The 23560-nt window shown below is 47.4% G+C and carries 19 protein-coding genes; 6 read left to right on the top strand and 13 right to left on the bottom strand.

Features of this window, described 5'->3' with window-relative positions; translation table 11 throughout:
- Positions 1-518: 518 nt before the first annotated feature.
- Entirely contained in the window at positions 519-1898 is a 1380-nt protein-coding gene (gene rlmD / locus QMZ64_RS13500; RefSeq protein WP_301441368.1) for a 23S rRNA (uracil(1939)-C(5))-methyltransferase RlmD, read from the bottom strand.
- Positions 1899-1946: 48 nt separating this feature from the next.
- A complete protein-coding gene (locus QMZ64_RS13495; protein ID WP_301441367.1) occupies positions 1947-2861 on the bottom strand; it encodes a diacylglycerol kinase in 915 nt (304 codons plus the stop codon).
- A 199-nt stretch (positions 2862-3060) separates the two neighbouring features.
- Here QMZ64_RS13495 and QMZ64_RS13490 point away from each other — a divergent pair, with 199 nt between their 5' ends.
- On the top strand, positions 3061-4011 hold the full coding sequence (locus QMZ64_RS13490; protein WP_265627633.1) for a nucleoside hydrolase: 951 nt from the start codon (positions 3061-3063) through the stop codon (positions 4009-4011).
- 19 nt (positions 4012-4030) lie between these two features.
- Positions 4031-4570: a GNAT family N-acetyltransferase gene (locus QMZ64_RS13485; protein ID WP_265627634.1), complete on the top strand. Its 540-nt coding sequence runs from the start codon at positions 4031-4033 to the stop codon at positions 4568-4570.
- A gap of 102 nt (positions 4571-4672) precedes the next feature.
- On the opposite strand, the gene QMZ64_RS13480 is transcribed toward QMZ64_RS13485, so the two are convergent.
- Complete coding sequence (locus QMZ64_RS13480; RefSeq protein ID WP_043925740.1) at positions 4673-4873, bottom strand: hypothetical protein; 201 nt, start codon at positions 4871-4873, stop codon at positions 4673-4675.
- A 131-nt stretch (positions 4874-5004) separates the two neighbouring features.
- Entirely contained in the window at positions 5005-8163 is a 3159-nt protein-coding gene (locus QMZ64_RS13475; RefSeq protein WP_265627635.1) for an efflux RND transporter permease subunit, read from the bottom strand.
- 147 nt (positions 8164-8310) lie between these two features.
- Here QMZ64_RS13475 and QMZ64_RS13470 point away from each other — a divergent pair, with 147 nt between their 5' ends.
- Both QMZ64_RS13470 and QMZ64_RS13465 read left to right on the top strand, forming a co-directional pair.
- The gene (locus QMZ64_RS13470) at positions 8311-9159 is read left to right on the top strand and encodes a TetR/AcrR family transcriptional regulator (RefSeq protein ID WP_243944098.1); all 849 of its coding nucleotides are present in this window, start codon (positions 8311-8313) and stop codon (positions 9157-9159) included.
- Between the two features lie 125 nt (positions 9160-9284).
- Positions 9285-10367, top strand: a complete 1083-nt coding sequence (locus QMZ64_RS13465) for a glycoside hydrolase family 26 protein (protein WP_301441366.1) — start codon at positions 9285-9287, stop codon at positions 10365-10367.
- A gap of 72 nt (positions 10368-10439) precedes the next feature.
- Here QMZ64_RS13465 and QMZ64_RS13460 read toward each other — a convergent pair whose 3' ends face one another.
- The 5 genes from QMZ64_RS13460 to gatC all read right to left on the bottom strand — a co-directional run bounded on the left by QMZ64_RS13460 (position 10440) and on the right by gatC (position 14408).
- Complete coding sequence (locus tag QMZ64_RS13460; RefSeq protein WP_075755326.1) at positions 10440-10721, bottom strand: hypothetical protein; 282 nt, start codon at positions 10719-10721, stop codon at positions 10440-10442.
- Positions 10718-11020, bottom strand: a complete 303-nt coding sequence (locus tag QMZ64_RS13455; protein ID WP_265627637.1) for a DUF2089 family protein — start codon at positions 11018-11020, stop codon at positions 10718-10720. The genes QMZ64_RS13460 and QMZ64_RS13455 overlap by 4 nt, the downstream gene beginning before the upstream one ends.
- Positions 11021-11193: 173 nt before the next feature.
- Positions 11194-12624 carry an Asp-tRNA(Asn)/Glu-tRNA(Gln) amidotransferase subunit GatB gene (gatB, locus tag QMZ64_RS13450; RefSeq protein WP_301441365.1) on the bottom strand — a complete coding sequence of 477 codons (1431 nt, stop codon included), beginning with the start codon at positions 12622-12624 and terminating at the stop codon, positions 11194-11196.
- Positions 12625-12637: 13 nt separating this feature from the next.
- The gene (gene gatA, locus QMZ64_RS13445; RefSeq protein WP_023855604.1) at positions 12638-14095 is read right to left on the bottom strand and encodes an Asp-tRNA(Asn)/Glu-tRNA(Gln) amidotransferase subunit GatA; all 1458 of its coding nucleotides are present in this window, start codon (positions 14093-14095) and stop codon (positions 12638-12640) included.
- A 22-nt stretch (positions 14096-14117) separates the two neighbouring features.
- Positions 14118-14408, bottom strand: a complete 291-nt coding sequence (gatC, locus tag QMZ64_RS13440) for an Asp-tRNA(Asn)/Glu-tRNA(Gln) amidotransferase subunit GatC (protein ID WP_003179590.1) — start codon at positions 14406-14408, stop codon at positions 14118-14120.
- A 441-nt stretch (positions 14409-14849) separates the two neighbouring features.
- Between gatC and putP the strand changes: the two genes are divergently transcribed.
- Positions 14850-16331, top strand: a complete 1482-nt coding sequence (gene putP / locus QMZ64_RS13435) for a sodium/proline symporter PutP (protein ID WP_243944105.1) — start codon at positions 14850-14852, stop codon at positions 16329-16331.
- Between the two features lie 218 nt (positions 16332-16549).
- Entirely contained in the window at positions 16550-17242 is a 693-nt protein-coding gene (locus tag QMZ64_RS13430) for an MgtC/SapB family protein (RefSeq protein WP_377904729.1), read from the top strand.
- 29 nt (positions 17243-17271) lie between these two features.
- Here QMZ64_RS13430 and QMZ64_RS13425 read toward each other — a convergent pair whose 3' ends face one another.
- Genes QMZ64_RS13425 through pcrB form a run of 4 tightly spaced genes read right to left on the bottom strand, consistent with a single transcriptional unit; the run spans position 17272 to position 23481 of the window.
- Positions 17272-18462 carry a CamS family sex pheromone protein gene (locus QMZ64_RS13425; protein ID WP_301441364.1) on the bottom strand — a complete coding sequence of 397 codons (1191 nt, stop codon included), beginning with the start codon at positions 18460-18462 and terminating at the stop codon, positions 17272-17274.
- A 15-nt stretch (positions 18463-18477) separates the two neighbouring features.
- The gene (ligA, locus tag QMZ64_RS13420; RefSeq protein ID WP_301441363.1) at positions 18478-20481 is read right to left on the bottom strand and encodes an NAD-dependent DNA ligase LigA; all 2004 of its coding nucleotides are present in this window, start codon (positions 20479-20481) and stop codon (positions 18478-18480) included.
- 34 nt (positions 20482-20515) lie between these two features.
- Positions 20516-22735, bottom strand: coding sequence for a DNA helicase PcrA (pcrA, locus tag QMZ64_RS13415; RefSeq protein WP_301441362.1), 2220 nt, complete (start codon positions 22733-22735; stop codon positions 20516-20518).
- A gap of 59 nt (positions 22736-22794) precedes the next feature.
- A complete protein-coding gene (pcrB, locus tag QMZ64_RS13410; protein WP_265627650.1) occupies positions 22795-23481 on the bottom strand; it encodes a heptaprenylglyceryl phosphate synthase in 687 nt (228 codons plus the stop codon).
- Between the last annotated feature and the right edge of the window lie 79 nt (positions 23482-23560).

Here is a 23560-nt window from a genome sequence, read left to right as displayed (position 1 = left end):
TCAGGCAGAAATGTACCTGTTTAACTAATACTGCTTACTATGAAAAGTGTGGATTTGGAATGTACTATAAAAAAAGCTTTGAGGGTTATATGTTCGGGAATTACAACAAACATGGTATAAAAAAGCATGAAATAATCAATTATTTAAGAATCTGATTTAAAAACTAGCTATTAATGACTTAAAAAATTCAACCTTCGCATTGAATAAATAGGATATTTTTCAAATACTTGAAACGAAACTGAATCAACAGAAAGGGAAGTCAGAAAGGCAATTTGGAGACTTTGAGAAGGAGTTTGTCCAACTGAAACAAAAGAAAAAGAAGTCTCTCAATTTGTTTATTAACAAAAAAACCTCAAAAGCAGGCTATGATAAATTGATATTCAATGAAGTAAAACAATAGCTGTATGCATTTGAATTTCAAGGATTAACTTCAGAAACTCTTCACCTATTTATTATGGAAATAAAAGCAGATGGCAACTCGAGGAATCTTTTAATGATTCTCGATCCCATCTGCTATTTTATTTGATCAATTTTAACAACACACAACACTCCACATGCGCCGTATGCGGAAACATATCAACAGGCTGCACTTCAAGCGTCGCATACCCGCCATCCTCCAGCACCCGCAAATCACGCGCCAAAGTCCCTGGGTTGCACGACACATACACCACACGCTTCGGCTTCATCTCAATAATCGTCCGCAGCAATGCCTCATCGCAGCCTTTGCGCGGCGGGTCAACCACAAGCGTATCAGCCTTGATACCTTCCTTATACCACTTCGGAATCACGACCTCAGCTTCGCCAACTTCAAACTCAGCGTTCTCAATACCGTTCAACTCAGCATTCCGCTTCGCGTCCTCAATCGCTTCCGGTACAATCTCAACGCCGTACACTTTCTTCGCCTGCTTCGCTAAAAACAACGAAATCGTGCCAATGCCGCAGTACGCGTCGATGACGGTTTCTTCGCCGTTCAGTTCGGCGTATTCAAGCGCTTTGTCGTAGAGCACTTTCGTTTGCTGGGGGTTGACTTGGTAGAACGATCTGGCGGAGATGGCGAATTTGATGCCGCCGATGGTGTCGTAAATGTATTCTTCTCCCCAGATGACGGTTGTTTCGTCGCCGAAGATGACGTTTGTTTTTTTCGGGTTGATGTTTTGGACGATCGATTTGACGTGCGGGAATGCCGCGGTGATCTCCTCGACGATTTTCGCTTTGTGCGGGAAGTCGTTTGTCCTTGTGATGAAGACGACCATCATTTCGCCTGTGACGGCGCCGTATCTGACCATGATGTGTCTGAGCCAGCCTTTGTGGCGTTCTTCGTTGTACGCTTTGATGCCGTATTTGCCGCAGATCTCTTTAATCGCTTGAACGACGCGGTCGTTTTCCGACTGCTGGATCAGGCATTCGTTCATGTCGATGATTTCATGGCTGCGCTGCTGGTAGAAGCCTGCGATCAGGCCGCCTTCTCTTTCCCCGACAGGGACCTGCGCTTTGTTTCGGTAGTTCCACGGGTTTTCCATGCCGAGGGTCGGGTGGACGGTGATTCGGCTTAAATCGAGCTTGCCGATTCGCTCCAGCACGTCTTTGACTTGCTTCTGCTTGTAGAGAAGCTGGCCTTCGTAGTTGATGTGCTGAAGCTGGCAGCCGCCGCACTGCTTATAGATCGGGCACGGGGCGTCCGTTCGAAAGCGGCTTTCTTCTTTCAAGTCGATGAGACGGCCGAAGGCGAAGCCTTTTTTGACCCGGGTCACTTTGATTTGCGCCTTTTCGTCAGGCAGCGCGTTCGGCACGAAAATCGGGAAGCCGTCGACTTTGGCGACGCCTGCTCCTTCGTGTGTTAAATCTTCAAATACGACATTGTAATATTCATTTTTTTGAACGGGGGCTTTTTGTTTCATCTTTTTCACCTGCTATAAGAAAAACTTGGCCAGCTCTTTAGACCAAGTTCATTCATCCAATTTTCTCGCTTTTTCTTTTGACATGACGACATCGATATGGCGATAAAGGTTTTCGAATTCGCCCGGCAGTTCGCCGCCGTACTCGCCGTCAAGGTTGAGGAGCATTTTGTCTTTGACCGTCACTTTGACGCGGTTCGCTTTCGTGTAGATGACATGCTCGTCATTGATGTGTTCGCCGCGGAGGGCAAGTCCGACAAGTCTGATGAATTCGGCGAGGTTTGCCCGTTTTAAAATGACGAGGTCAAACATGCCGTCGTTCAAGCTTGAGTCGGGAGCGAGCTTCTCAAAGCCGCCGACGGAGTTCGTCAGCATGACGAGAAACAGCATCACTTCTCCTTCAAACAGCTTACCGTCGTATTCGATTTCAACCTCGGTCGGCCTCAGTGAAGGAAGGAGCATTTCCATTCCTTTCAAATAATAGGCGAGGTGGCCGAGCATCGTCTTTAATTTGCTTGGTACGTCATATGTCAGTTCTGTGAGGCGTCCGCCGCCGGCAATATTGATGAAATATTGGCCGTTGACGCGGCCGATGTCAATCGGACGGGCTTCTCCCTCTATTATTGTGTCAGCCGCCTTTAAAATATCCTCGCGCGGAATGCCGAGCGCTCTCGCAAAGTCATTCGTCGTTCCGACCGGAATGACTCCGAGCTTGGGGCGGTGTTCCAACGGCGCCAGTCCATTGATGACTTCATTTAATGTGCCGTCTCCTCCGGCCGCAACAATTAAGTCAAATTCTCGCTCAGCGGCATGTCTGGCGGCCTGTACGGCATCCCCTTCCCCTGTTGTCGCATGGCATGACGTTTCATAGCCTGCCTGCTCGAACTTCTGCAGAACTTGGGCAAGGTTTTTTTTGAATAGTTCACGACCGGAAGTCGGATTGTATATGATTCGTGCACGTTTCATGTTTTCATCATCCTATTAGAGTATCCGTATCATTTCTTTACCAACAACCTTTAATTATACTAGTTGTTGAAAAAATCGCAACAAAATGGGTTTTATTATTTGTTTAATTTTAGATAAAATGCCCTAATTCATGGTAAAAAAGACTTCGGGATCTAATTGATGTAAAATAATCAATATTAAGAAAAAAGGAGCTGTTGCTGTGAAAAAGCCCGTTTATTTTAACCATGACGGAGGCGTCGATGATCTCGTTTCTTTATTTCTGCTATTGCAGATGGAAGATATCAAATTGATCGGAACATCCGTCATACCGGCGGATTGCTATTTGGAGCCGGCTCTCAGTGCCAGTCGAAAAATCATTGACCGCTTCGGTTCGTACCAGGTCGAGACTGCGGCATCCGATTCGAGAGGGGTGCATCCGTTTCCGAAGGAGTGGCGCATGCACGCTTTTTATGTCGACGCCCTGCCGCTTTTAAATGAAAAAGGCGAAGTCCGGACCCCTGTGTCAGACCTGCCCGCTCACCTCCATCTGATTGAATGTGTCAAACAGAGCCCCGAACCGGTGACGCTGCTGTTCACCGGCCCGCTGACAGACTTGGCGAGGGCGCTTGAGGAAGAACCGGCGATCATCAAGCACATTGCCAAACTTGTCTGGATGGGCGGCACCTTCCTTGAGAAAGGGAATGTGGAAGAGCCTGAGCACGACGGGACGGCGGAATGGAACGCCTTTTGGGACCCTTACAGCGTCAAGACGGTGTTCGAACGCGATATTCAGATCGAAATGGTCGCGCTTGAAAGCACGAACCAGGTGCCATTGACAAACGATATCCGCTCCCATTGGGCGAGCCTTAGAAAGCATGTTGGGATCGATTTTATCGGCCAGTGCTATGCGATGTGTCCGCCGCTTGTCCATAACGAGACGAATTCGACATACTACCTTTGGGATGTGCTGACGACGCTGACGCTCGGCACAGTCGATATGACACGCTCACGCACCGTCAAGGCGGTTGTCCATACGAAAAGCCCGCGCCAAGGAACGACAGAAGAGCATCCTCACGGCAGAATGGTCAAAGTCGTCGATCAAGTCGACAGGGATCAGTTTTTTGCGTATTTTGAAGAGTTGATGAAAAAAGCCGACCGTATTCCATCTTGATAAAAGGAGACTTTCCATGATGAAAAAAGGGACAAACATTTATATCAGGCCGCTCACGGCTGAAGACGCCGAGGCATGCCTTGAATTGCAGAACGCAAACCGCTCGTTTTTTGAACAGTTTTCAATGGAGCGGAACGAAGCGTTTTATACAATTGAAGGACAAAAGACGAGGCTTCAAAGATTATATGAAAATATGCAGAATGACGAAGATTACTATTTTGGCATCTTTGATTCTGCAAACGATGCGCTGATCGGAACGATCAACCTTTTCCAGGTGCTGCGCGGTTCCTTGCAAAGCGCCTTCATCGGCTATTTTTTGGATCAGAAGCACAACGGCAAAGGCTACACGACTGAAGCCGTCAAGCTGATGGTCGAGTTCGCCTTTCACGATCTCAAGCTCCATCGCATTGAAGCCGGCGTCATGCCCCGTAATCTTGCCTCGATCCGGGTGCTGGAGAAGGCGGGTTTTCACAAAGAAGGCATCGCCCGGAAAAACGTTAAGATCAACGGAAAATGGGAAGACCATCAGCTGCTGGCTGTGATCAATCCGCATGATTAAGCCGTTTCCTTCGCGGGCCTGGAGAAAGAAATCAGCAGCATTAAAAAAGCTTGTCGATAAAAAGATCATTCCAACCTTTATCGACAAGTTCAAAACATGCTTTCATCTGCTTTTTGTCTCTTTCATGATGCTGAAAATCACTAAAATGATAACACCTGCACATACAATATAAAATAAAACATCAGTCACAGGATTTCTTATATTTTTCAAGAGAAAAATGACTCCGATCAACACGATCGGTATGATCCAGGTAAGCCGCTTTACGACTTTGGGGCTTGGTTCGCTGTTTCCTTTCGATTCCATTCACTGCCTCCTCATCACGTTGCCTTTGACAAAGCATAACACAGGATATATTTGTTAAACACCGACGATCGTCTCATCAAAGAAAAAACCCCTTGGAAAGGACCGTTCCAAGGGGTTCATGTTTTATCGACTTACTCTTCTTTCATACCCGGTTTTTTCCGGCGGAATTTCGCCAGTACTTCGTATACGATCGGTACGATCAGAAGGGTAAGGAGCGTCGAACTGATCAAACCGCCGATAACGGTGACGCCGAGTCCTTTTGAAATGACCTGGCTGCCGCCTTCAAATCCGAGCGCCAATGGAATCAGGGCGCCGATTGTGGCGATGGCCGTCATCAGGATCGGACGGAGCCTTGTAGAGCCGGCTTCAAGGAGCGCTTCTCTCGTTGAGAGCCCTTCCGCTTCCTTATGGATGACGCGGTCGATTAAGACAATCGCGTTTGTGACGACGATACCGATCAGCATCAGCATTCCGATCATTGCGTTCAGGCTGATCGTTTCTCCTGATACGTATAGTCCCACCAAGGCGCCGATAATCGTAAACGGCAGCGAGAACAGGATCGCAAATGGCGCCAGTGCTCCGCCGAATGTAATCACAAGCACAAGGTAGACGATCGCGACCGCCGCAAGCATCGCGAGTCCGAGTTTTGTAAAGGAATCTTCGATATCAGCGGATACGCCGCCGGTATCGATTGTGACGTTGTCAGGCAGTTCGATCTTGTCGATGTTTTTCTGCACGTCGACTGATACGGCTGTGACGTTGTCAGATGTGACTTCCGCCGTGACATCGGCATAGATTTTGCCGTCGCGTTTTGAAATCGTGTCAGATGTCGTGCCTTCTTTCACTTTCGCGACATCGCCGATTTTCACTTCCTGGCCGGTCGGAGTTGTGATTTTCTTGTTTTCTAAATCTTTGACGCTTTTATATGTTTCTTCTTCTGTTTTAATCGTGACATCAAGATCTTTTCCGTCTTTTTTCACGGTTGTAAGCGGCGCCTGCGATGTTTCTTTCATGAGCGCCTGAGAAATCTGTGATGCCGTTAACCCGAGTTTGCTTAATTTCTCCTGGTCAGCGACAAAAGTAAATTCGTCATATGTGCTGGACAGACCTGAGTTTACGTTCTTCAGGTCTTTTTGGTCTTTCATAATCTTTTCGATCTCTTTTACAGTGCCTTTAATCTCTTTTTCTGAATCTCCGTACACATAATACGTTAACTGATTGTTATTGCCTGAAGAGCTGAAATCCTGGGTTTTCCATTCTCCGCGTTTGGATTGCTTCTGAATGTCTTTTAGGACGTTGTCTTTTTCTTTATCAAAATCAGGTGTGTCTTCCTCATATTTGATATAGAACAACGCTCCGTTTGAGCTTCCGCCCATCAGCGGATTTCCCGCTCCTAACGTATATTGAACCGTATCGACGTGTTTGCGGTCCAATAGGACTTTTTCAGCTTTTTGCGCTTCTTTTTCCGCTTCTTTTTTCGTTTCTCCCGGTTCAGGAGTGTATGTGATTTGCACCATTTTATCTTTTGTAGCAGGCAAGTAGCTCGCTCCGATTAACGGCACGAGGAACAAGCTTCCGACCAGCATCAGAACCGCGATGATCGATGTGATCCATTTATGGCTGAGCGACCAATTCAACACTTTTTTGTAGAAGTTGGCCAGTACCCCAGGCTTATGTTCTTTCGCCTTCACCGGCGCACCTGTCAACGACTTTTTGAAGAGGGTGTGCGCAAGCATCGGCACGAGCGTGATCGCGATCAGCAGGGATGCGGCAAGCGCGAATACAATCGTTAAGGCAAACGGCAGGAACAATTCGCCGATTTGACCGCCGACGAGTGCGAGCGGCAAGAATACCGCGATCGTGACGATCGTTGATGACATGATCGGCATGAACATTTCCTTCGTCGCTTCGCGTACGAGCGCCTTTCCGCGCAGCGGCTCATCTTTCAGCCTCATGCGGCGGTAAATGTTTTCAATGACGACGATCGAGTCGTCGACAACCCGTCCGATAGCAACCGTCATGGCGCCGAGCGTCATGATATTCAGCGTGATATCAAGCTGGTTCAGGACGAGCAGTGCGATTAACAATGACAATGGAATCGAAATGACCGAGATTAATGTTGATTTAATATCCCTTAGGAATAAGAGAATGATCACAACCGCAAAGATCGCTCCGAAAATCGCTTTGCTCAGCATCGTCTCGACCGACTCAGTGATCGGTTCGGCTTGATCGTATGTCGAGCTGTATTTGAAGCCTTTGTGGTCTTTTTTGAATTGTTCGAGTTCAGCTTTTACATTGTCGGCTACCTCGACGGTATTGGCGTCGTTGGCTTTAATGACGCTGATGCCGATGCTGTCTTTACCATTGGTGCGTGAAATGGATTCGGCTTTTTTGACATCTTTAATCGTTGCGATGTCAGACAGCTTAACCGTCGGGATTCCCGCGCTTTGCTGAGCTTGTCCGGCGCTCTGTGCTCCGGCTTGAGCCTGCGCCCCCTGGGCCGCTTGTGCACTTTGCGCTCCGGCTTGCGCGCTTGCGCCTCCGGCAGACACCGCTGGAATTCTCATATTTTTCAAGTCTTTAATTGTTTCGATATCGCCGCTGACGACGACCGATTTTTCTTCTTTGCCGAATGTGTACAACCCAAGTGGAGTCGTCACATCAGATCCTTGAATCACTTGCTTGACTGTATCCTCGTCAAGCCCGTATTGCTTCAACTTGTCTTTTTTAAATGAAAATTCGACTTCTTCAACCTGCTGTCCGGAAAGCTGAACGGAAGCTACGCCTTCAAGACCTTCAAGCTTCGTCAGAAGGCTGTCTTCCACTTTTTTCGTCAAGCTTTGAAGATCGTCTTTATCACTGGACACGCTGAGCGCGAGGATCGGGAAAGAATTCATGCTGTAGCGCGAAATGCTCGGCTCTTTCGCATTGTCCGGCAGATCGAGATTCGCCAATGCTTCAGCGGCTTCCGTCTTCGCTTTGTCCATATCCTTTTCATAATCGTATTCAATCATCACCGATGATGCATTTTCATACGATGTGGACGTCACAACGCTGACGCCGTCCAGGTTTTGCACGGCTTGTTCAACAGGCTTTGTGACTTCATCAGCTACCTGGTTCGGAGTGGCTCCGGGGTATGTCGTGCTGATGGTCAAATAAGGCATGTTTACATCAGGAATCGATTCCTGCTTCATATTTAAACCCGCATAAATGCCGGCAACCGTAACAATAATCGTCATCAGCCACACAGCGAACTTGTTCTTTAGTACAAAATTAATGATAGAATTCATTACGACCTCCATTGTGTATATCATTTTTCAAAATACAGATTGACTGACTGGTCATTCTATACAATAATAAACTTCAAAAGTAAACAGCGTCAACTTATATATGTTAAAATTTATTCAATTTTAAAGAAGTGTTAAAGGGGTACATTCATGACAGAAAAAGAAGAAAAAATCATTAAAGCAGGCCTGCACCTCTTCGCGAAAAACGGGTTTGCTTCCACAACGATTCAGGACATCGCCAATGAATGCAACATCTCAAAAGGAGCTTTCTACCTGCATTTCAAGTCGAAAGAAGCGCTTTTGCTTGCGATCATTAAGTATTATATCGATCGAACGATGGAAAATATGAAGATCATTCAGCAAAAGAATTTTCCTCCCAAGGAAACGTTCAAGGAGCAGATTGCTTATCAATTCAGTGAGAGCAAGGAGCACCGCGACTTTATTCTCGTGATGATCAGCGAACACAGCATCCCGGAAAACAGCAAAATCGAAGAATATTTTAAAAATGTCAGCCAAAAATTCCATGAGACGTATCAAAACGCGCTGTCAGCCGCCTACGGTGACATTGTGAAGCCTTATCTGTCAGACTTGTCCGTGATCGTTCAAGGCATCGTGCAGTCCTATCAAAATTTGTTTATCTTTAATGAACTGGACATCGATTTTTACGAACTTGCGGATTTTATTATGAGAAGAATCGATGACATGATTGATGGCATGGTTCAAAACGGGGAGCAGCCGATCCTGGCCGGCCGCACGTACAGCTATTACCGGAACGCCGGCAATACGGCCGATAAACATACGATTTTGCGGGAGCTTGAAGATGCCAAACGTCAGCCGGCCCTGCCGGAAGACATTCTCATTACACTGGATGTGATCGAGGAAGAGCTGAGAAAAGATTCGCCCCGCACACCCGTGCTTCAAGGTATGCTGACAAATTTGGAGCATCAGGACAATCTTCAGCATCTATATGGAATGATCACCCGTTTCCTTCATTCATAAAGCAGCCTTATGGCTGTTTTTTTATTCCCTTACAATACGACGATCTGACCATGTATATTTTGGAAGCGGCATGTATAATAAGATTTCGCTTAAGACAATCTAGATTTTTAGGAGGTTTTACCTTAGTGAAAAAAAACATCGTTTGTTCCATCTTCGTGCTGCTTCTTGCTTTTACCGTTTCGCAGCCGAGCTACGCACACACCGTTTCTCCGGTGAATCCAAATGCCCAGCTGACGACGAAAGCGGTGATGAACTGGCTTGCCCACCTGCCCAATCGAACGGAGAGCCGGGTGATGTCCGGGGCATTCGGAGGATACAGCCTCGACACATTTTCGCTGGCTGAAGCCGACCGGATCAAACAGGTAACAGGACAGCTGCCAGCCATATACGGCTGCGATTATGCAAGAGGATGGCTGGAGCCGGCGGAGATTGCCGATACGATTGACTACAGCTGCAACCGTGATTTGATCGCATATTGGAAAAGCGGAGGCATTCCGCAAATCAGCCTGCACCTCGCAAACCCCGCGTATACTTCGGGCCATTATAAAACTCAGATTTCAAACAGCCAGTATGAGAGAATTTTAGATTCTTCCACGCCCGAAGGAAAACGGCTTGAGGCGATGCTGAGCAAAATCGCCGATGGCCTTCAGGAGCTTGAAAATGAAGGTGTGCCCGTTCTATTCAGACCCCTTCACGAAATGAACGGCGAATGGTTCTGGTGGGGGCTGACGCAATATAATCAAAAAGACAGCGCGAGAATCTCCTTGTACAAACAGCTCTATGTGAAAATCTATGACTATATGACAAAGACAAGAGGCTTGGATCATCTGTTGTGGGTGTATGCGCCTGACGCCAACAGAGACTTTAAAACAGACTTTTATCCGGGCGCATCATATGTTGACATTGTTGGGCTTGACGCTTATTTTGATGACCCGGACGCCATTGATGGCTACGATCAGCTCACATCTCTGAACAAACCGTTTGCCTTTACAGAGGTCGGACCGCAGACGACAAACGGCGGGCTGGATTACGCGCGGTTTATCCATGCAATCAAAGAAAAATACCCGAAAACGACGTACTTCCTGGCGTGGAACGATGAGTGGAGCCCTGCTGTGAATAAGGGAGCGGACACCCTCTATCTTCATCCATGGACGCTGAATAAGGGAGACATCTGGGACGGCGATTCTTTGACGCCTGTCGTGGAATAATGAAAAAACCTTGGAGAATTATTCTCCAAGGTTTTTTAAGCAGCTTGTTCTGTCCTTTTGAGGCTGATCCTGTTATTTAATATCCATGGCTTTCATTACTCTCATTTCTCTTTCCTGCTTTTTTTTCAAAGCTTCTCTGCCTTTAATCCATTCCCCCAGCAATAAAGCTAGTCCGCCAATAAGAGGAAGATAGAATGATGCGAAAGATTTTCCTTCATGAATGGATAATGCAACGAGAAAAATGATATAAGCTGTTGGTAGTATAGCTCCCCAAAAAGTACGATTTCTGGTAGATAAAAAATATTGAATTCCTAGTATTGTAAATCCGATCAGTAGTATATATATAGTATTCATTTATGAACACCCCGCTCTTTTTTATATTTCTCAATGATTAACTTTGCATTTTCCAGACTTATCTGATCATCGATAGCTAACTGTTTAATAAAATGAACAAAAGTCTCATTTTCCAACTCATCAATGAGTTGAATTTTTTGTATTAACCGATCCAATCTAACTCTAACTGTTGGATAAGACACTTGATAATTCTTTGCAATTTCTTTTAACGAACCAGATTTCAGCATAAAGTTTTTAATAAATTCTACATCCTCTTCTTCTAAAGCCAATATCCACTCGGGTACATCTTTTCTTTCCATAGACAGCCCCTCTTATCATCAAAATTAAAAACAAAATTCAATTTAATGATAATATATTTTTTAATAAAATTCAAATAAACTTTAATTTTATTTATTTTTTATTTGCATCTTTACACAAATAAAAAAAGGTCCCCAACATGAGGACCTCCATTTAAGTAGCACAAGTCTGTTTTTTATCGTTTATTAATCTCTTCAAGAAGAAGCTTGTTGACCATCGGCGGGTTCGCTTGTCCTTTTGAGGCTTTCATGATTTGGCCGACAAGGAAGCCGATCGCACGGTCTTTTCCGTTTTTGAAGTCTTCGATCGATTGCGGATTGTTGTCGAGTGCTTCTGTGACAAGCTTTCTGAGCGTCGTTTCGTCAGAGATTTGCACAAGGCCTTTTTCTTTGACGATTTTTTCTGCGTCTCCGCCTTTTTCGATCAATTCTTTGAAGACCTTTTTCGCGATTTTCGATGAAATTGTGCCTTTTTCGATCAGCTGGACTAATCCAGCAAGGCCTTCAGGTGTGAGCGCGACATCGTCAAGCTCTTTTTGCTGGGCATTCAAGTAAGCCGACACTTCACCCATCAGCCAGTTCGACGCCAGCTTCGCGTCTGCGCCTTTTTCGACGGCCGCTTCGAAGAAGTCGGACATTTCTTTTGTCAAAGTGAGCACTTTCGCGTCATAGGCAGGCAGGCCAAGCTCTTCGATGTAGCGCTTGCGGCGCTCGTCCGGAAGCTCAGGAATGCTGTCTTTCACGCGCTGTTTCCACTCATCGTCAATGTAAAGCTCGACTAGATCAGGCTCAGGGAAGTAGCGGTAGTCGTCAGATCCCTCTTTGACCCTCATCAAAATCGTCGTTTTGGATGCTTCATCATAGCGGCGCGTCTCCTGCTGAATGACACCGCCTGACAAAAGAACTTGCGCCTGGCGTTTTTCTTCGTGCTCAAGGCCTTTTTGAACAAAGGCGAATGAGTTCAGGTTTTTCAGCTCTGTCTTTGTGCCGAACTCCTCTTGTCCGATCGGACGGAGCGAGATGTTGGCGTCGCAGCGGAGCGAGCCCTCTTCCATCTTACAATCGGAAACACCTGTATACTGAATGATCGATTTCAGTTTTTCAAGGTAGGCGTAAGCTTCTTCAGGCGTTCTGATATCGGGCTCGGAGACAATTTCAACGAGCGGTGTTCCCTGGCGGTTATAGTCGACAAGGGAGTAGCCGTCGCCTGTATGTGTCAGTTTTCCCGCATCCTCTTCCAAATGAAGGCGGGTGATGCCGATGCGCTTCGTTTTTCCACCGACTTCGATTTCGATCCAGCCGTTTTCGCCGATCGGTTTATCAAATTGTGAAATTTGATAAGCTTTCGGGTTGTCCGGATAGAAATAGTTTTTCCGGTCGAATTTTGTTTCTGTCGCAATTTCACAGTTGAGCGCCATCGCGGCTTTCATCGCGAAATTAACGGCTTCTTTGTTCAACACAGGCAGTACACCCGGATAGCCTAAGTCGATAACGCTTGTCTGCGTGTTGGCCGCCGCGCCGAATGGCGTTGGAGAACTGGAGAAAATTTTCGATTTTGTTTTGAGCTCCACGTGGACTTCAAGTCCGATTACCGTTTCAAAGTTCATGTTTTTTCACCCCTTACAGTTCAGGTTTCGCTTTATGGTGGTCTGTCGCCTGTTCGAATGCGTGGGCGACGCGGTATACTGTGCTTTCGTCAAAGTGTTTGCCGATGATTTGCAGGCCGAGCGGCAAGCCGTTCGCCAAGCCGCACGGTACGCTGATTCCCGGTACGCCCGCAAGGTTGACAGGAATCGTCAAGATATCATTGGCGTACATGGTCAGCGGATCGCTCGTTTTTTCGCCGATTTTAAATGCCGGCGTCGGCGTTGTCGGTCCGATGATGACGTCATAGTTTGCAAATACGTCTTCAAAGTCTTTTTTGATCAGCGTTCTGACTTTTTGCGCTTTTTTATAGTACGCGTCGTAATACCCTGAGCTGAGCGCGAACGTACCGAGCATGATGCGGCGTTTGACTTCGTTTCCGAATCCTTCAGAACGCGTTTGTTTGTACAGATCGATCAGGTTGTCGGCATTGTCCGTGCGGTAGCCGTAGCGGATGCCGTCGAAGCGCGCCAGGTTTGCCGACGCTTCAGATGAAGAAAGCAGGTAGTAAGTCGCCAGCGCGTATTTGCTGTGCGGAAGCGATACTTCTTCCCATGTCGCGCCAAGGCTTTCGAGCACTTTCAGCGCTTCAAGGACGGAATTTCTCGCTTCTTCTCCTACTCCTTCGCCGAGGTATTCTTTCGGAACGGCGATTTTAAGTCCTTTAATGTCGCCGGTTAACGCTGACAAATAGTCGGGCACATCCACATTGGCGCTCGTCGAATCCATTTTGTCGACGCCTGAAATCGCCTGCAGAAGGTAGGCGTTGTCTTCGACAGATCTTGTGATCGGGCCGATTTGATCCAATGAAGAAGCAAATGCGACAAGGCCGTATCTGGAAACGCGTCCGTATGTAGGCTTTAAGCCGACGACGCCGCAGAAAGATGCCGGCTGGCGAATCGATCCACCCGTGTCAGATCCAAGTGAAAACGGCACTTCCCCGGCCGCAACCGCAGCCGCAGAGCCTCCGCTTGATCCGCCCGGAACAGTTTCGAGGTTCCACGGGTTTTTTGTCTTTTTAAAGCCTGAGTTCTCTGTGGAAGAGCCCATCGCGAATTCATCCATGTTCAGCTTTCCGATGGTGACCGCTTCAGCTTCGTGAAGACGCTCAACAACGGTTGCGTCATAGATCGGATCAAAGTTCTCGAGAATTTTGCTTGCGCACGTTGTCCGCAGATCCTTTGTTACGATATTGTCCTTAATGCCGATCGGCATCCCGAAAAGAAGGCCGTGCTCATCACGGGTATCAAGCGCTTCGTCCAATTCTTTGGCGTATGCGCGGGCTTTTTCTTCATCAAGCTGCAAAAAGGCTTGTACCTTTCCGTCAACTTCGTGAATCCGTTTGTAAGATTCATCGACTAAATCTGATATGCTGATCTCTTTATTATGTATGAGACGTTTTAATTCAGATATTTTATGGTCAAACAGTGACATGTTTTCTCGCTCCCTCCTTTATTCAGTCCAAGATTGACGGCACGCGGATGTAGCCGTCTTTATGATCAGGCGCATTTTTGACGACGTCTTCAACCGGAAGCCCTTTATCAGGGACATCTTCCCTCATGATATTCTTCATTTGCAATACGTGCGTTGTTGGTTTAACATTCTCTGTATCGACTTCGTTCAGCTCTTCTGCAAATGAAATAATGCTGTCAAGCTGTTCGGTAAACATCGCCGCTTCCTCGTCCGTAATCGCCAGTCTGGCAAGATGGGCGACATGCTTTACTTCTTCTATAGAAATACGCGACATACTAAAAACACCTCCAAGGTTATTCTCGCTTAGTCATAATACTGATCATATCAAATTTCAGCCTTCTAAATCAACAAAACCGCGATCTTCGCCCCATTTGGCGGCTTTTATTTGATCGCACATGAAAAATTCAGTAAAATAGCACGTACTAATATTCAGAATATTTTTACTTTTTATAGTATTTGTAAGCGCTTTCATTACGATGCTTATCATAACCATCACGCCCTTTTTCAATAAAATCGGATGTTTTTCACGGTTGATTGATGGGGAATAGTTTGATAGGTTAGGTAACTAAGTACGATCTAATCGGCAGCGCCTTAATTCCAATACTTGATTTTTTAAAGAGGAGGCCCTGCAATTTTCTTCGTACCGCAAGTCAGTATTGTTGAAAATTTTAAAGAGGTGATGCCACATTATTTTTAAAGAGGAGAGATATGAAACGTGAGTGTTGAAATATTTATTTCGTTAGGGATTTATTTTGCCGCGATGCTCTTAATCGGCTGGTATTCCTACAGAAAGACATCCAATTTGAATGACTACATGCTCGGCGGCAGAGGTCTTGGGCCTGCTGTTACGGCTTTATCGGCCGGTGCGTCGGACATGAGCGGCTGGATGCTGATGGGACTGCCCGGAGCCATGTATGTGACAGGACTTTCGAGCGCCTGGCTTGCCGTCGGTTTAACAATCGGAGCCTATGTGAACTACTTGGTTGTCGCTCCCCGGCTGCGCACATATACAGAAGTAGCAAACGATGCGATTACAATTCCGGATTTTTTCGAAAATCGGTTTAATGATACGACGAGAATCTTGCGCCTTGCATCAGCCATCGTCATTATGGTGTTTTTCACACTGTACACGTCGGCGGGTATGGTGTCCGGAGGAAGACTGTTTGAAACGGCGTTCGGCCTCGATTATAAAATCGGTCTTTTCTTAACAGCCGCAGTCGTGATTGCTTATACGCTGTTCGGAGGATTTTTGGCTGTCAGTCTGACTGACTTTCTGCAAGGTTTGATTATGTTTATCGCTTTAGTGCTCGTGCCGATCGTTGCCTTTACTCAATTAGGCGGAATTACGCCGACTTTCAATGTGATCGAAGAAATCAATCCAAGCTTGCTCGATTTCTTCAAAGGAACGACCGTCATTAGCATTATTTCATTTCTCGCCTGGGGACTGGGCTATTTCGGTCAGCCGCATATTATCGTCCGCTTTATGGCGATTTCATCCGTAAAAGAGCTGAAGCCTGCACGCCGCATCGCAATGGGCTGGATGATCATCTCCGTAATCGGCGCACTGCTTGTCGGACTGATCGGTGTGGCGTATGTCCATGAGACGGGTACAGCGCTTAAAGATCCGGAAACGATTTTTATCGTGTTCTCAAAGGTATTATTCCATCCGCTGATTACCGGATTTTTGCTTTCCGCTTTGCTCGCGGCGATTATGAGTACGGTGTCTTCCCAGCTGCTTGTCACATCAAGCGCCATGACGGAAGACTTTTACCGGACGTTTTTCCGCCGCGATGCTTCGGATAAAGAGCTCGTTCTTGTCGGACGTCTGAGCGTTCTGCTTGTCGCCGTCATCGCGATCCTTCTGTCTCTGACACCGAACAACACGATCCTTGATCTGGTCGGCTATGCGTGGGCCGGGTTTGGTTCCGCATTCGGGCCCGCCATCCTTCTCAGCTTGTACTGGAAGCGGATGAACCAGTGGGGCGCATTGGCCGGTATGATCACAGGAGCCGTGACCGTGCTGATTTGCATTCTGACCGGTCTGCAGGATAAGACGGGAATCTATGAAATGATCCCTGGTTTCTTCCTGAGCTTGATTGTCGTTTACGCTGTCAGCATGTTCACGAACAAGCCGGCAAAAGAAGCAAGAGATATGTTTGAAGAAATGGAACAAACGCATGAGGAAGAACATTCTTAAATGATCAGGCAATGAAAGCCGCCGGTTGACATCCGGCGGCTTTTTTGCTCAGACTGAATTCATTTGATGCCACGCCGGCAATATAATGGTAAGAGTATAGAGCTTCTTGCAGATGAATGGTTCCTGGACACACCCTTCAAAAACAGTTGTCGATCCATAGCGTCTGTGAGAAAATCATATCAATCATATAAGATATTGTCGGAAAGGAGATCATGGGCATGGATTGGCATATTGAAACAGAAACGCTGTTGAAGCTTGGCATCGCAACATTAATCGGAATGGTCATCGGTCTCGAAAGGGAGCTGAAAAACAAGCCGCTCGGCTTAAAAACGTGCATCGTGATTGCGATCAGTTCCTGTGTTCTGACAATGATCAGCATTGATGCGGCATACCATTTTCCAAAGTCGAACAGAATCATGATGGACCCTTTGCGGCTTCCCGCACAAATCATATCAGGGATCGGCTTCATCGGAGCGGGCGTGATTTTACGCAAAAGCAACGACGTCATTTCCGGCCTGACCACTTCAGCGATGATCTGGGGAGCAGCCGGCCTCGGCGTCGCCATCGGAGCGGGCTTTTATAAAGAAGCATTTGTCAGTCTCATTTTCATTTTAATCAGCGTCGAGTTTTTGCCGTGGATCGTCGGCAAAATCGGTCCGAACCGCTTGCAGGAAAAAGAAATCCGCGTCCGCATGTCCCTGAATGACAAGGATAAAATGACGGATATCATCAAGGAAATGAAAGCGAAAAAAATCCGGATTCATTCCGTCCGGATCGATGATATGCGCGATAATGAATTTCCGATCATGGAAACGAAAATCATGGTTCATAAGAAACGGTATGTCACCGATGTCTATTACGATATCAAAGCGATCGACGGCGTCGTCGGCGTAAAATGCGATACGCTTTAAAAAAAAGCAGCCCTTTGGCTGCTTCTTTTTTATGAATCATAAATATGGACGGTCGGTTCTTTGTCTCCCGGCTTTTTCAGGATAACGGCTTCCTGCCCGGCTGACGAAGTAATGTTGATCTCAACGTTCAGTCCGCTTTTGCCGTAGTAATCCATCACTTCACCGGTCAAGAACTGGGTAAAGGCGATGACTTCGCTTTTGCCGTAAAACTGCATCGGGATGTTGATTTTCATGTCCTGCATTTGGTCGTCTTTATAGAGAGCTGTGCCGACAACCCCTGTGTAGTTTGGAAAATACGTGTCGACTTTGTTTTTAAAGCGTTTGAAGAGCTCCGCGTCATCCGGATGTTTCTCCGAACCTTCTGTTGAAGGGAAGAACGTGTACTCTTCATTGATTTTATCCCAGCCGCCGAGCTCGCTTGTCCCTGCTTTCACCTCGGTTTTGGCGATAAAGTTTCCAGGGACGATCGATGACTTAGGCGCCTGCTTGTAGAGCATGATAGTCAGCGGAATGTTTTTCAAATCATCCATGTTTCTGATCCGTTTCGCCACTTCCTCGGCGATTTTTTCGCCTTCCTGCCTCAGCTTTTTGTCGCTGATGGTCACTTCTTTTTGTGGGTCGCCGACATTTTCGCGGTAGTAGTAGACAGAGTTCAACGCAAGGCCGATCACGACGCCGCCGAGCTCAATCGTATCCTTGTCTTTGCGGACGAGGTAGTCGTGCTCAAGCATATGGGCGAGGTATACCGGGCTTTCTTCGTTTTGCTTCTCTGTTGATCCGCTTCCGGAAAGGGCGGGGTTCAGTCCGAGGTTTTTGAAGTTTTTATCGTCTTTCTCAGCTTTTTTCAGGTCTTCCCCCGTTTTTTTGCGGGCGAGCCAGCTCGTGACTGTATCCTCATCCAAGTATTGTCCTTCTTGAAAAAGGTAATCGTCAGTAGAAAATGAATCTTGCGCAAGGCGCATCATGCCTGTCTCAAATTCATCGATATCCAGCCGCGTATTCAGACGTTCGGTCGTCAAGCCGCGGGCTTTCCCCGCCTTGAAAGGAAGAACCATTTTATAATAAGAATCGGAGATGTTGTATTTCGGAATGATGGCTTTTTCTTTCGACTTATCCGTTTTCTGTACCATCTCCTGCTCTTCTTTTCCCCCAAAATTCGGCGCACAGGCTGAGAGCATGAGCATACCCGCAGCAGCCGCCAAACATAATATCTTTTTCAATAGAAAACACTCCTCTTATTTCTTTAGCTCACTGATCAGTCTTGCTTCATCCCATACTTCAATGTTCAGCTCTTCAGCTTTCGCCAGTTTGCTGCCTGCCGCTTCGCCGGCAATGACGAGATCGGTTTTTTTGCTTACACTGCCTGTGATTTTTCCGCCGAGCGCTTCGATTTCCGCTTTCGCGTCGTTCCGCGACAATTCGCTTAGCTTCCCGGTCAGGACGATCGTTTTCCCCGCAAAATACGAATCGCTCGCTTCAGCGGCCGCTTTTTTCGGGCCTTTATAAACGGTGTTCACCCCGAGTTCTTCGAGTTCTTCCAAGAGCTTCAGAATCTCTTCTTTTTCAAAATAAGTGACGAGGGCGTCCGCCATTTTCTCGCCGATTTCATCGACTTCGACCAATTCTTCTTTTGTCGCTTTTTTGAGCCTGTCGAGCGTTTCAAAATGCAGCGCCAGTGTCTTGGCCGCTTTGGCGCCGATGAAGCGGATGCCGAGTCCGAAAAGAAGCCGTTCTAATGAATTCTCCTTCGATTTGTCAATCGACTTCAATAAATTGTCAGTCGATTTTTCTCCCATCCGCTCGAGATTGATCAGCTGCTCGCGCGTCAGCTTATACAGATCGGCGACATTGTGGACGAGGTCTTCGCGGAACAGCTGGGTGATGACGCGCTCGCCAAGACCATCTATATTCATCGCGTTCCGGGAAACGAAATGGATCAGGCCTTCCCTGATCTGGGCCGGGCACTCCGGATTGATGCAGCGAAGCGCGACTTCTCCTTCAATCCTGACAAGCTCGCTTCCGCATTCCGGGCATTCCTTTGGCATGTTGAATTCTTTTTCTTCGCCCGTCCGTTGTTCGACGAGGACGTTGACGACCTCCGGAATGATGTCTCCTGCTTTTTTAATGACAACTTTGTCCAGCAGTCTGATATCCTTCTCTTTAATCAAATCTTCGTTGTGGAGAGAGGCTCTTTGGACGGTCGTACCCGCCACTTTTACAGGTTCGAGAATCGCAGTCGGGGTTACTGCGCCCGTCCGGCCGACGCTTAATTCAATGTCCAAAAGCGTTGTGACAACCTCTTCGGCAGGAAACTTGTAGGCGATCGCCCAGCGCGGGCTTTTTGCCGTAAAGCCGAGCTCTTCCTGCTGATCAAGGGAGTTGACTTTAATGACGATCCCGTCGATTTCATACGGAAGGTCGGCGCGTTTTGTCTTGAGCTCTTCGACGATCTCAATGACTTCTTCGATCGTGCTGCATTTTTTTCTTTCATGATTGGTTTTAAAGCCGAGTTCGTCGAGGAAATCGAGTCCCTGGCTTTGCGTTTCAACGCCCATTTCGTCAAGCTCCGCTATACTGTAGACGAAGATGTCGAGATTTCGTTTCGCGGCGATTTTCGGATCAAGCTGCCTTAATGAGCCGGCAGCGGCGTTCCGCGGGTTGGAGAACGGCTCTTCATCCCGTTCGAGCCGCGCTTTGTTCAGCAATTCAAAAGAGCGCTTCGGCATAAATGCCTCGCCGCGCACTTCAATTGAAAGGTCGCGCTTCATTCTGAGGGGAATGTTTCTGATGGTCTTCAAATTTTCCGTAATATCCTCGCCCGTTGTTCCGTCGCCTCTCGTCGCACCTCTGACAAATACGCCGTTTTCATAGCGCAGTGAAACAGCAAGACCGTCTATTTTAAATTCGACGTTGTATTCAACATCTCCGACCGCCTGGCGGACGCGGCGGTCAAAGTCGCGCAGATCTTCTTCATTAAACGCGTTGCCGAGGCTCAGCATCGGCGTTTTATGCTGCACTTTTTGAAAGGCGTCCAAAACGGCTCCGCCGACACGCTGAGAAGGAGAGTCCGGCGTTTTCAGGTCGGGGTGCTCTTCTTCAAGAGCAATAAGCTCCTTCATCAGCTTGTCATATTCGGAATCAGGCACGCTTGGGTCGTCAAGGGTGTGATATTCGTAGTTGTATTTATTAATCAATGCATGCAGTTGTTCCACACGGCGTTTAGCTGCTTCTTTTTCCATTGGTTTCGTCCTTTCATTTCAGGTCTTTTGCCATTTATTGCTTTTCAATAGGCGCAAAGGCCGCGAGAAGACGCTTCACTCCGGTCGGGCTCGGGAAGGCGATGTCAAGCTCAGTCGATTCGCCGGATCCTTTAACGCTGACAACGGTTCCGACGCCCCACTTTTTATGGGAGGCTTTGTCGCCGACTGCCCAATTGACACCGTCGCCGCCGGTTTTGCTGTACGATGCAGCCGGCCGGGTAACCGGGCCTCTCCGCTCCGGCTTTCTTCCAAACGGCGTTTTCAGATCTTTTTTCTTCTCGTTTAGATTGTCCAATAATTCCTCCGGTATTTCCGCAATGAACCTTGATTCAGGGTTCATATTCGTTCTCCCGAACAATGTCCGCATCCGCGCGTTTGTTAAATAAAGTTCTTCCTCAGCCCTCGTGATGCCGACATATGCGAGTCTCCGTTCTTCTTCCATCTCCGCTTCCTCCATCAGGGAGCGGCTGTGCGGGAATACCCCTTCTTCAAGCCCCATCAGGAACACAACCGGGAATTCGAGTCCTTTTGCGGCATGAAGCGTCATTAAGATGACCGCGTCTTGACTTCCGGTCTCTTCTTCCTTTTGATCAAGCTGATCGATATCGGCGATAAGCGCCAAATCCGTCAAAAAGGCGACGAGCGATTTATCTTCGCTTTGCTGTTCAAAGTTTTTCGTTACGGAGAGAAACTCGTCGATATTTTCAAGACGGCTCTGCGCTTCCAATGATTTTTCCGCTTTCAGCATTTCGCGGTATTCGGTTTTTTCAAGGATTTCTTCCGTAAGCTCTGTGACGGATAAGTATTCCTGCATATTCGTCAAGTTTTCGATCGTCTGTCTGAACTCGTCAAGCGCGTTGGCCGCTCTTGCGCTGAGGCCGATAAAGTCAACCTGTCCGAGCGCTTCAAATAAAGACATTCCGTTCATATCGGCATAAGCCGCGATTTTATCGACTGAAGTCGCACCGACGCCGCGCTTCGGCACGTTCACGATCCGCGCAAAGCTGATATCGTCGTCAGGGTTTGCGACGAGGCGCAAATATGCAAGGATGTCCTTGATCTCTTTTCTGTCATAGAACTTCGTGCCGCCGACGATGTTGTAGTTGATGTTCGCTTTCAGCAGCGTTTCCTCAATGACCCGCGATTGAGCGTTCGTCCGGTACAAAATCGCGATATCTGAGAAGGATCGTTTTCCAGAGCCGACAAGCTCCCTGATTTTGCCCGCGACAAATTGGCCTTCGCCAAATTCGTTGTCGCCTCTGAAGTAGGAAATTTTCGCCCCTTCGTCATTTTCGGTCCAGAGATTTTTCGGCTTTCTGTTGGAGTTATTCTGAATCACTTCATTGGCCGCGTTCAATATCCGCTGTGTCGACCTGTAGTTTTGTTCGAGCAGAATGACGCTTGCATTCGGATAGTCTTTTTCAAACGACAGAATGTTGGCGATGTCCGCTCCGCGCCATCTGTAGATCGACTGGTCGGAGTCCCCGACGACGCAGATGTTTTCGAAGCGCTGCGCCATTTTTTTGACGAGCAAATACTGCGCCCTGTTCGTATCCTGATACTCATCGACATGAATGTATTGGAATTTCCGCTGGTAGTATTCGAGCACTTCCGGCACACGGTCAAACAGGATGATCGTCGTCATGATCAGATCGTCAAAATCGAGCGACTGGTTTTTCCGCAGTTTCTTCTGATAATCTTTGTAGACATCGCTGACGACTTGTTCAAAAAAACCGCCTGCAGTTTTCTCGTACTCTTCCGGTTCGATCAATTCGTTTTTCGCACTGCTGATCGATCCAAGTATACTTCTGGGATCGAATTTTTTCGGATCGATGTTTCTTTCCTTCAAGATTCCTTTAATGACGGAAAGCTGATCTGACGTATCAAGAATCGAGAAATTCCGATTGATGCCGATTCTGTCGATGTCTCTCCGCAAAATTCTCACGCACATGCTGTGGAACGTCGAAATCCAGATGTCGTCCGCTCCCGGTCCGAGAATTTTTTCCACACGTTCTTTCATTTCTCTGGCCGCTTTGTTCGTAAATGTAATCGCCAAAATGTTCCACGGGGCGACGCGCTTCTCCGCCATTAAATACGCAATGCGGTGCGTCAATACCCGCGTCTTTCCGCTTCCTGCTCCGGCCATGATCAAAAGCGGGCCGTCCGTCGTTTTGACCGCTTCCTGCTGCATCTTGTTTAATCCGCTTAATAATTGGTCGCTAATGTAATTCAATTCCGTTCACCGCCTATTCAAACATATGTTCTATTATAAACCAATCCGGTTCGTTGTGTTCATCCTTTTACGGCCTGTACCGTTTTCAGCGCTTCTTCGAAGTTCTCATAAATCGCATTTCCGACGACGATCACATCGGCGTGTTCAGCCATTTTAACCGCCGTCTCCGCATCTTTGATTCCGCCGCCGTAAAACAGCGTCGTTTCCTGAAGCACCGCTTTTGTTTCCTTAACGGTCTCCGAATCACCCAGCATGCCGCTGTATTCAAGATAAAAGACCGGAAGGCGGAAAAGATGTTCAGCCACGCGGGCGTATGCTTTAACATCCTCAATGTCAAGCTCGGTATCTGCGTTTGTCAAAGCGGCTGCCTTGCAGTCCTGATTCAAAATACAGTATCCTTCAACAACAATCTCATCAGGCGACATCAGTTCGCCGTATTCTTTCATCGCCTTTTTATGTAAGCCGGCAATCCAGTCGGTATCCCTGCTGTTGAGCACAGTCGGAATAAAATAGAGGTCAAACCCCGGGACGATCGCGTCAATCGTCGACACTTCCAGGACGCACGGCACTAAAAAGCGGCGTACCTTTGACATCAGCCGAAGGACGTCATCTTCTGTGACATGGTCGCTTCCGCCGATCAAAACCGCGTCTGTTCCGGATTCGCACAGCTGTTCAAGCTGATCATCCGTAATATCTTTATTCGGATCGAGTTTAAAGACGTGCTTCCACTCGGTAACATCGTACATGAAAAAAGCTCCTCCATTCGTTCTTACCATTTAAATATTATAACAAATTCAGCCCCATTCGAAAAACGGATAACGAATA

Origin of the sequence: Bacillus sp. LB7, from assembly GCF_030449715.1 — a bacterium.
GTDB classification, from domain to species: Bacteria; Bacillota; Bacilli; order Bacillales; family Bacillaceae; genus Bacillus; species Bacillus paralicheniformis.
This window is presented reverse-complemented; position numbering and strand designations above follow the sequence as displayed.

Excerpts from the sequence above, each read along its gene's own strand:
- QMZ64_RS13480 (WP_043925740.1), bottom strand. The coding sequence starts at position 4,873 with ATGGAATCGAAAGGAAACAGCGAACCAAGCCCCAAAGTCGTAAAGCGG.
- gatA (WP_023855604.1), bottom strand. The coding sequence starts at position 14,095 with ATGTCACTGTTTGACCATAAAATATCTGAATTAAAACGTCTCATACAT.
- gatC (WP_003179590.1), bottom strand. The coding sequence starts at position 14,408 with ATGTCGCGTATTTCTATAGAAGAAGTAAAGCATGTCGCCCATCTTGCC.
- QMZ64_RS13470 (WP_243944098.1), top strand. The coding sequence starts at position 8,311 with ATGACAGAAAAAGAAGAAAAAATCATTAAAGCAGGCCTGCACCTCTTC.
- QMZ64_RS13455 (WP_265627637.1), bottom strand. The coding sequence starts at position 11,020 with ATGGAAAGAAAAGATGTACCCGAGTGGATATTGGCTTTAGAAGAAGAG.
- rlmD (WP_301441368.1), bottom strand. The coding sequence starts at position 1,898 with ATGAAACAAAAAGCCCCCGTTCAAAAAAATGAATATTACAATGTCGTA.
- QMZ64_RS13495 (WP_301441367.1), bottom strand. The coding sequence starts at position 2,861 with ATGAAACGTGCACGAATCATATACAATCCGACTTCCGGTCGTGAACTA.
- QMZ64_RS13460 (WP_075755326.1), bottom strand. The coding sequence starts at position 10,721 with ATGAATACTATATATATACTACTGATCGGATTTACAATACTAGGAATT.
- gatB (WP_301441365.1), bottom strand. The coding sequence starts at position 12,624 with ATGAACTTTGAAACGGTAATCGGACTTGAAGTCCACGTGGAGCTCAAA.
- QMZ64_RS13485 (WP_265627634.1), top strand. The coding sequence starts at position 4,031 with ATGAAAAAAGGGACAAACATTTATATCAGGCCGCTCACGGCTGAAGAC.
- pcrB (WP_265627650.1), bottom strand. The coding sequence starts at position 23,481 with ATGTACGATGTTACCGAGTGGAAGCACGTCTTTAAACTCGATCCGAAT.
- QMZ64_RS13430 (WP_377904729.1), top strand. The coding sequence starts at position 16,550 with ATGGATTGGCATATTGAAACAGAAACGCTGTTGAAGCTTGGCATCGCA.
- QMZ64_RS13475 (WP_265627635.1), bottom strand. The coding sequence starts at position 8,163 with ATGAATTCTATCATTAATTTTGTACTAAAGAACAAGTTCGCTGTGTGG.
- ligA (WP_301441363.1), bottom strand. The coding sequence starts at position 20,481 with ATGGAAAAAGAAGCAGCTAAACGCCGTGTGGAACAACTGCATGCATTG.